This window comes from Nonomuraea antri (genome assembly GCF_013283785.1).
GTDB classification, from domain to species: Bacteria; Actinomycetota; Actinomycetes; order Streptosporangiales; family Streptosporangiaceae; genus Nonomuraea; species Nonomuraea antri.
This window is the reverse complement of sequence record NZ_JABCPZ010000121.1, coordinates 25,146-31,560: the sequence shown is the minus strand read 5'-3', so window position 1 is coordinate 31,560 and position 6,415 is coordinate 25,146. Positions and strand designations below refer to the sequence as shown.

The following is a 6,415-nucleotide window of genomic DNA, read 5'->3' as shown; positions in this document are numbered from 1 at the left end:
GGCGAGTGGTGTGAGGGGGGTGGTTCGAGGTGAGGGGTTGAGGTCGGTGGGGGTGTATCGGATCGTGGAGATGGAGACGCACGATGTTCGGTTTCCCACGTCTCGCGACCTGGACGGCTCCGATGCGATGAATCCCGACCCTGACTACTCCGCCGCCTACGTGGTGCTCAAGACCGATGCCGGTGACGAGGGGCATGGGTTCGCGTTCACCATCGGGCGCGGCAACGACGTGCAGGCCGCCGCCATCAGCGCGCTCGAACCGTACGTGCTCGGCCGGGACGCCGAGGATCTGGGCGCGCTGTACAAGGAGCTGGTCAGCGACTCGCAGCTGCGGTGGCTCGGACCGGAGAAGGGCGTCATGCACATGGCGATCTCCGCCGTGGTGAACGCCCTGTGGGACCTGAAGGCCAAGCGGGCGGGTAAGCCGCTCTGGCGGTTGTTGTCCGAGATGTCGCCGGAGGAGATCGTCGAGCTGATCGACTTCCGCTATCTGAGCGATGCGCTGACGCCCGAGCAAGCGCTGCAGATTCTGAAAAATGCTGAAAGTGGGAAAGAGGAGCGGATAAGTCGTCTGGAGGGCGAAGGGTACCCCGCCTACACCACCTCCCCGGGCTGGCTCGGCTATGACGACGAGAAGCTGCGCCGCCTCTGCAAGGAAGCGCTCGACCAGGGTTTCAGCCAGATCAAACTCAAGGTGGGCGCCGACCTCGACGACGACATCCGCCGCTTGACGGTGGCGCGCGAGGTCTGCGGCCCTGACTATCCGATCGCCATCGACGCCAACCAACGCTGGGACGTCGACTCCGCCATCACCTGGGTGAACGCGCTCAGCCGCTTCTCCCCGCACTGGGTGGAGGAACCCACCAGCCCGGACGACGTGCTCGGCCACGCCGCCATCGCCGCCGGCATCCGGCCCATCCCGGTGGCCACCGGCGAACACGTGCAGAACCGCATCGTGTTCAAGCAACTCCTGCAGGCCGGCGCGATCTCGTACCTGCAGATCGACTCCGCGCGGGTCGGCGGGGTGAACGAGAACATCGCGATCATGCTGCTCGCCGCCAAGTTCGGTGTCCCGGTGTGCCCGCACGCGGGCGGCGTGGGGCTGTGCGAACTGGTGCAGCACCTGTCGATGTTCGACTACGTGGCCATCAGCGGCACCATGGACGGCCGCGTGATCGAGTACGTCGACCATCTGCACGAGCACTTCACCGACCCGGTGGTGATCGAGAACGGCCGGTACGTGGCGCCGTCCGCGCCCGGCTTCAGCGCGCAGATGCGCGCGGAGTCGATCTCCGAGTACAGCTTCCCCGACGGCGAGATCTGGAGGCGGTCGTGAGTCCCCAGCGAGAACGGCGACGCAGTTCTGGAGGCGGATATGAGTTCCCTGAGGAGGAGGGTGCGCGTTCGAGGGTGGTTGTGAGTTTCCGCAGGGATGGTGCGGGTTCGGGGGTGGTTGTGAGTTCCCGCAGGGACGGCGCGGATCCGAAGGTGGCTGTGTGTTCCGCGAGGATGGTGCGGGTCTGGAGGCGGTCGTGAGTTCCGGCGAGGGTTGGGCGGGGTTGAAGGCCGTCGTTACCGGTGGTGGGTCGGGGATCGGGCTGGCCGCGGCTCGGGCGCTGGTCGCGCGTGGCATGTCGGTCGCCTGTCTGGATCTGAAGCCGCCGGGCGAGCCGTTCGTCGGGATCACCGTGGACGTCACCGACGACGCGGCGGTGCGGGCGGCGGTCGCGCAGGCGGCCGAGCGGCTCGGCGGTATTGACGTGCTGATCAACAACGCGGGCATCGGCGCGCAGGGTACGGTCGAGGACAACCCGGACAGCGAGTGGCGGCACGTGTTCGACGTGAACGTGCTCGGCATGGTTCGCGTGGCCAGGGCGACGCTGCCGTATTTACGCAGGTCACAGTATGCCTCGATCGTCAACACTTGCTCGATCGCGGCCACCGCCGGGCTGCCGCACCGCGCGCTCTACAGCGCGACCAAGGGAGCGGTGTTGTCGCTGACGTTGGCGATGGCGGCTGATCACGTCCGGGAGGGGATTCGGGTGAACTGCGTGAATCCCGGCACCGCGGACACCCCGTGGGTCGCCAGGCTGCTCGACGCGGCCGACGATCCCGAGGCCGAGCGGCAGGCACTGAACGCCAGGCAGCCCATGGGTCGCCTGGTCAGCGCGGAGGAGGTCGCTGCGGCGATCGCCTATCTGGCCGGGCCGGAGGCCGGCGCCACCACCGGCACGGCGCTCGCGGTGGACGGTGGCATGCAGGGGCTCAGGTTACGGCCACCCGGCTGAATCCGCCGCCGCTGCCTCTTGACCATCCTGCGCCAAGGACCCGGCCGAGGCGGGCCAGGTCGGTTCGGAGTCAAGGGTTCGGCTGAGGCAGGTCAGATCGGTTTGGAGTCAAAGATCCGGCCGAGGTCGGCCTTGATCGGTCCGGAGGCGAAGAACCCCGGCCGCGACCGGTCAGAAACCAAAGGATCCGGCCAAGGTGGGCCAGGTTGGTTCGGAGTCAAGGATTCGGCGGAGGGCATCCCCGGCTGGTCCGAAGCCAACGACCTGGCCGAGGGCATCCCCGGCTGGTCCGGAGTCATGGACCGGGCCGAGGGTAGGCCCCGACCGGTTCGGAGGGAGAGGCTCGGCCGTGACCGGCCGTGATTGGTGAGAAACCGGAGGATTCGGCTGAGGGTCTCTCTGAGGGCGTCCGGCTGAGGGTGGCTTGGGGGTGTCTGGTTGAGGTTGTTCCGAGGTTGTCCGACTAAGGAAGGCAACGCCCACCATGAAACTCGGATCAGCGGGCGCGGCCCTGTTGGCGGTGGACGCCGACCGTGCCGCCAGCATTCGGGTGCTGTGGGGCGTGTTCGTTCTGGGCGGCATGTTCGTGGCCGACCGGCGTACTGGAGAACGGACGGCTGGGCGCGATCGGCAACGGGTTCGGCGAAGAGTGGATTTTCATGGTGTTCGCCACGGTCATTGGCGGCGTCGGCATGGACGGTGGCAAGGGCACGATCCTCGGCGCGCTCACCGGTGTGCTGGTGCGCGGCCTGGTGATCGGCCTAGTGATCGGCGTGGTGCAGAGCATCCTCACCCTCATCGGCGTGTTCGGATTCTGGCAGCTCGTCATCTATGGCACCCATCATCCCCATCGCGCTGATGATCAGCTGTATTGCCGCGGAAAGGCACAGGACTGATGGAACGGCTGGCGTTGCGTACCAGGCTCAAGCCGGGCTGCGCGGAGATCTACGACAGGGAGCACGCTCAGATCCCCGCCGAGCTCGAAGCGGTCATGCGGGCCAACGGCCTGCACTCCTGGCGGATCTTCCGCGACGGGCTCGACCTGTTCCACGTCGTCGAGGTCGACGACTACGCCGCCCTGCAGGCAGCGCTCCAGGACCACCCGGCCGACCTGGCCTGGCAGCGGCGGATGAACCGGCTGCTCGACGGCGACTTCGACAAGTCGGCCGGCGGCCTGAGCCTGGTCTGGGAGCTGACGTCCGAACGTGGGCAGTGACTGATCGACGTGGGGAGTGACGTCCGAACGTGGGAGTGGCGTGATCGGCTTGGGGAGTGACGTCCGAGCGTGGGGAGTGGCGTGATCGGCGTGGAAAGTGACGTCCGAGGGTGGGGGGCGACGTGATCGAGTTGCCCAGGTACGGCTTTGGGGCCGCGCCGATCGCCGGGCTGTACAGGGCCGTCTCGCCGGAGCAGGCCCGTGCCACTGTCGAGGCCGCGTGGGACAGCGGCGTCCGGCTGTTCGACACCGCGCCGCACTACGGGCTGGGCCTGTCGGAGCGGCGGCTGGGTGCGGCGCTGGCCGGGCGCTCGGGCTACGTCCTGTCCACCAAGGTCGGACGGCTGCTCGTGCCTTCCGCGCGGGGCGGGCGCGACGACGGGGGCGGTTTCGACGTCCCCGCCGACCATGAGCGCGTGTGGGATTTCTCCGCCGCCGGTGTGCGCCGCTCGCTGGAGGAGTCCCTGACACGGCTCGGGCTGCCGGCCGTGGACCTCGCGCTGATCCACGACCCGGACGACCACCTCGACCGGGCGCTCGACGAGACCTACCCGGCCCTGGCCGAGTTGCGCGCGCAGGGCGTGATCAAGGCCGTCGGGGTCGGCATGAACCAGTGGCGGGCGCCGCTGCGTTTCGTCCGCGAGAGCGGGATCGACGTCGTCATGCTGGCCGGTCGCTACACGCTGCTCGACCAGTCGGGGCTGCCGCTGCTCAGGGAGTGCGCGGAGCGCGGGGTCAGGGTGCTGGCGGCGGGCGTGTTCAACAGCGGGTTGCTGGCCACGTCCACGCCGGGGGGCACGTACGACTACGCGCCCGCGCCGGCGGAGGTGCTGGCGCGGGCGGGCCGGATCGCCGAGATCTGCCGAGCTCACGGCGTGGCGCTGCCGCAGGCGGCGATGGCCTTCCCGCTGCGCCACCCGGCGGTCGCCTCGGTCGTGCTGGGCGCTCGCTCGCCCGCCGAGGTACGGGCGAACGCCGCGCTCTGGTCGCGCGAGGTCCCCGCCGACCTGTGGGACGAACTGGCCGCGGAAGGCCTCATCACCAAGGACTGACCGGCTCAGAGTCAGGAGGGGATGAACAGCCAGGACGTCGATTCGCCCGGTTCGTACGGCGAGTCGAGCCGTTTGGCGACCACCCCTGGCAGGCCCTGCTCCCGGGCGGCCTGACGGACCGGGCCCGCGTCGCCCGGCCACGACGGTGCGGTCTGCCAGCGCCCACCGGCCAGGTCCAGTGACTCCAGCGCGGCCCGGCGCGCGCTGAACGGCTCGCCGACCAGCGAGTGCCCGTCGTCGTAGAGCAGGTCGTAGAAGACCAGCAGTTCGGCGCCGCCCAGCGTGACCACCTCGCCGTCCAGGACGGCGGTGCGGCTGCCGAACGACTCGGCCAGCGGGCGCAGCCACGGATGCTCGCGCGCCGCGGTGGTCCGGCCGCCCTCGATCGGGACCAGCAGGCGGCGGCCGCCCCAGGCGAACTCGAAGGCGTAGGCCGCCGCGTCACGCGGGACCCTGACGCGCCTGGCGGGCAGCATCGGGTCCACCGCGGGGAGCGGGTCGCGGGCGGCGGCGTCCATGCGGTGGATCATCCAGTTCTTGCCGTTGGTCTGGAACAGCACGAATCTGCCGGTCGCCCGCTGCCCGTGCAGGACGAACTTCACCTCCCGGTTCGACCACTTCTCGACGTCGAAGGTGCCGGTGTCCCAGACGGTCATGGTGCCGCCGCCGTACTCGCCCTTGGGGATCTCGCCGTGGAAGGTGAGGTACTCCATGGGGTGGTCCTCGGTGTGCACGGCCAGGTGGTTGGTGCCCGGGTCGGCGGGCAGGCCCTTGGGCACCGCCCAGGAGACCAGCACGCCGTCGCGCTCCAGCCGCAGGTCCCAGTGCAGGGAGCGGGCGTGGTGCTCCTGGATGACGAACGCGTTGCCCGCGCCGGGCCGCGGGGGCTCCGGAGGCTCGGGTGGCTCGGGTGGCACGGGCTCGGGGGTACGGCTGGGGTCACGCTTGCGGCGATATCGCTCCAGTTTGTCGGCCACGTCACGGGTTCTACCCAGCCGTACCGGGTCACTCGAGCCCAGGCCCTGTCACGCCGAGGGTCAGAGCCCAAGCCCCGTCGCACTGAGGGGCAGCCGAACCCCGGCCCTGTCGCGCCGGGGGTCAGCGCCCCGGCCCCGTCGCACTGAGGGTCGGTCGAGGCCGACCCTATGACGACACCGAGGGTCAGCCGAGTGCCTGGCGTAGCCACTGCTCCACGCCGGCCACGTGCACCGTCGCCCACGAGCGGGCGACGTCCGGCTGGCGGGCGGCGATGGCCTGGTAGATCGCGGTGTGCTGCTCGCGGGTCTTCTCGCGCGCGCCCTCCTGGGTGAGCCCGCGCCAGATCCGCGCCCGGGTGGTCGGGCCCGACAGGCTCTCGATGAACGAGCACAGCACGCTGTTGCCCGAGCCCTGCGCGATGCGCTGGTGGAAGCGCAGGTCGTTGGCGACCAGTTCCTCGATCGTGGGCTCGTCCGGCAGCGATTCCAGGATCACCCGCAGCTCGTCGATCTCCTCGTCGGTCATCAGCTCGGTGGCCATCGCGGTCGCGGCGGGCTCCAGGATGCGGCGGACCTCGAAGAACTGGATCACCGTGTCGTCGCGGTGCAGGTCGAGCACGAACGACAGCGTGTCGAGCAGCAGCCGCGGCTCCAGGCTGGTGACGTAGGTGCCGTCGCCCTGCCGCACGTCGAGCACGTTGATCAGGGCCAGCGCGCGGACGGCCTCCCGCAGCGAGTTACGCGACAGGCCGAGCCGCTCGGCGAGGTCGGCCTCCTTGGGCAGTCTGTCGCCGGGGGCGAGCTCGCCCGAGAGGATCATCTGCTTGATCTTGTCGATGGCCGCGTCGGTGACCGCCACGCTCTTCTCCCTAGACATCGGAT

7 protein-coding genes are annotated in these 6,415 nt (G+C 69.7%); 5 read left to right on the top strand and 2 right to left on the bottom strand.

Annotated elements, in window-relative coordinates; all coding sequences use genetic code 11:
* The first annotated feature begins 127 nt into the window (after positions 1 to 127).
* From HII36_RS32440 to HII36_RS32420, 5 genes are all read left to right on the top strand, one after another.
* Complete coding sequence (locus tag HII36_RS32440) at positions 128 to 1,336, top strand: enolase C-terminal domain-like protein (protein ID WP_236004081.1); 1,209 nt, start codon at positions 128 to 130, stop codon at positions 1,334 to 1,336.
* 223 nt (positions 1,337 to 1,559) lie between these two features.
* Positions 1,560 to 2,288, top strand: coding sequence for an SDR family NAD(P)-dependent oxidoreductase (locus tag HII36_RS32435; protein WP_173527100.1), 729 nt, complete (start codon positions 1,560 to 1,562; stop codon positions 2,286 to 2,288).
* 533 nt (positions 2,289 to 2,821) lie between these two features.
* Positions 2,822 to 3,184 carry an ABC transporter permease gene (locus HII36_RS32430; protein ID WP_173527099.1) on the top strand — a complete coding sequence of 121 codons (363 nt, stop codon included), beginning with the start codon at positions 2,822 to 2,824 and terminating at the stop codon, positions 3,182 to 3,184.
* Positions 3,184 to 3,504 carry an L-rhamnose mutarotase gene (locus HII36_RS32425; protein WP_173527098.1) on the top strand — a complete coding sequence of 107 codons (321 nt, stop codon included), beginning with the start codon at positions 3,184 to 3,186 and terminating at the stop codon, positions 3,502 to 3,504. Before HII36_RS32430 ends, HII36_RS32425 begins: the two co-directional genes overlap by 1 nt.
* A gap of 122 nt (positions 3,505 to 3,626) precedes the next feature.
* A complete protein-coding gene (locus HII36_RS32420) occupies positions 3,627 to 4,556 on the top strand; it encodes an aldo/keto reductase (protein WP_173527097.1) in 930 nt (309 codons plus the stop codon).
* 11 nt (positions 4,557 to 4,567) lie between these two features.
* Here the strand turns inward: HII36_RS32420 and HII36_RS32415 are convergent, their stop codons facing one another.
* Complete coding sequence (locus tag HII36_RS32415) at positions 4,568 to 5,533, bottom strand: DNA polymerase ligase N-terminal domain-containing protein (RefSeq protein ID WP_173527096.1); 966 nt, start codon at positions 5,531 to 5,533, stop codon at positions 4,568 to 4,570.
* Between the two features lie 184 nt (positions 5,534 to 5,717).
* A complete protein-coding gene (locus HII36_RS32410; protein ID WP_173527095.1) occupies positions 5,718 to 6,392 on the bottom strand; it encodes a FadR/GntR family transcriptional regulator in 675 nt (224 codons plus the stop codon).
* Positions 6,393 to 6,415 lie beyond the last annotated feature (23 nt).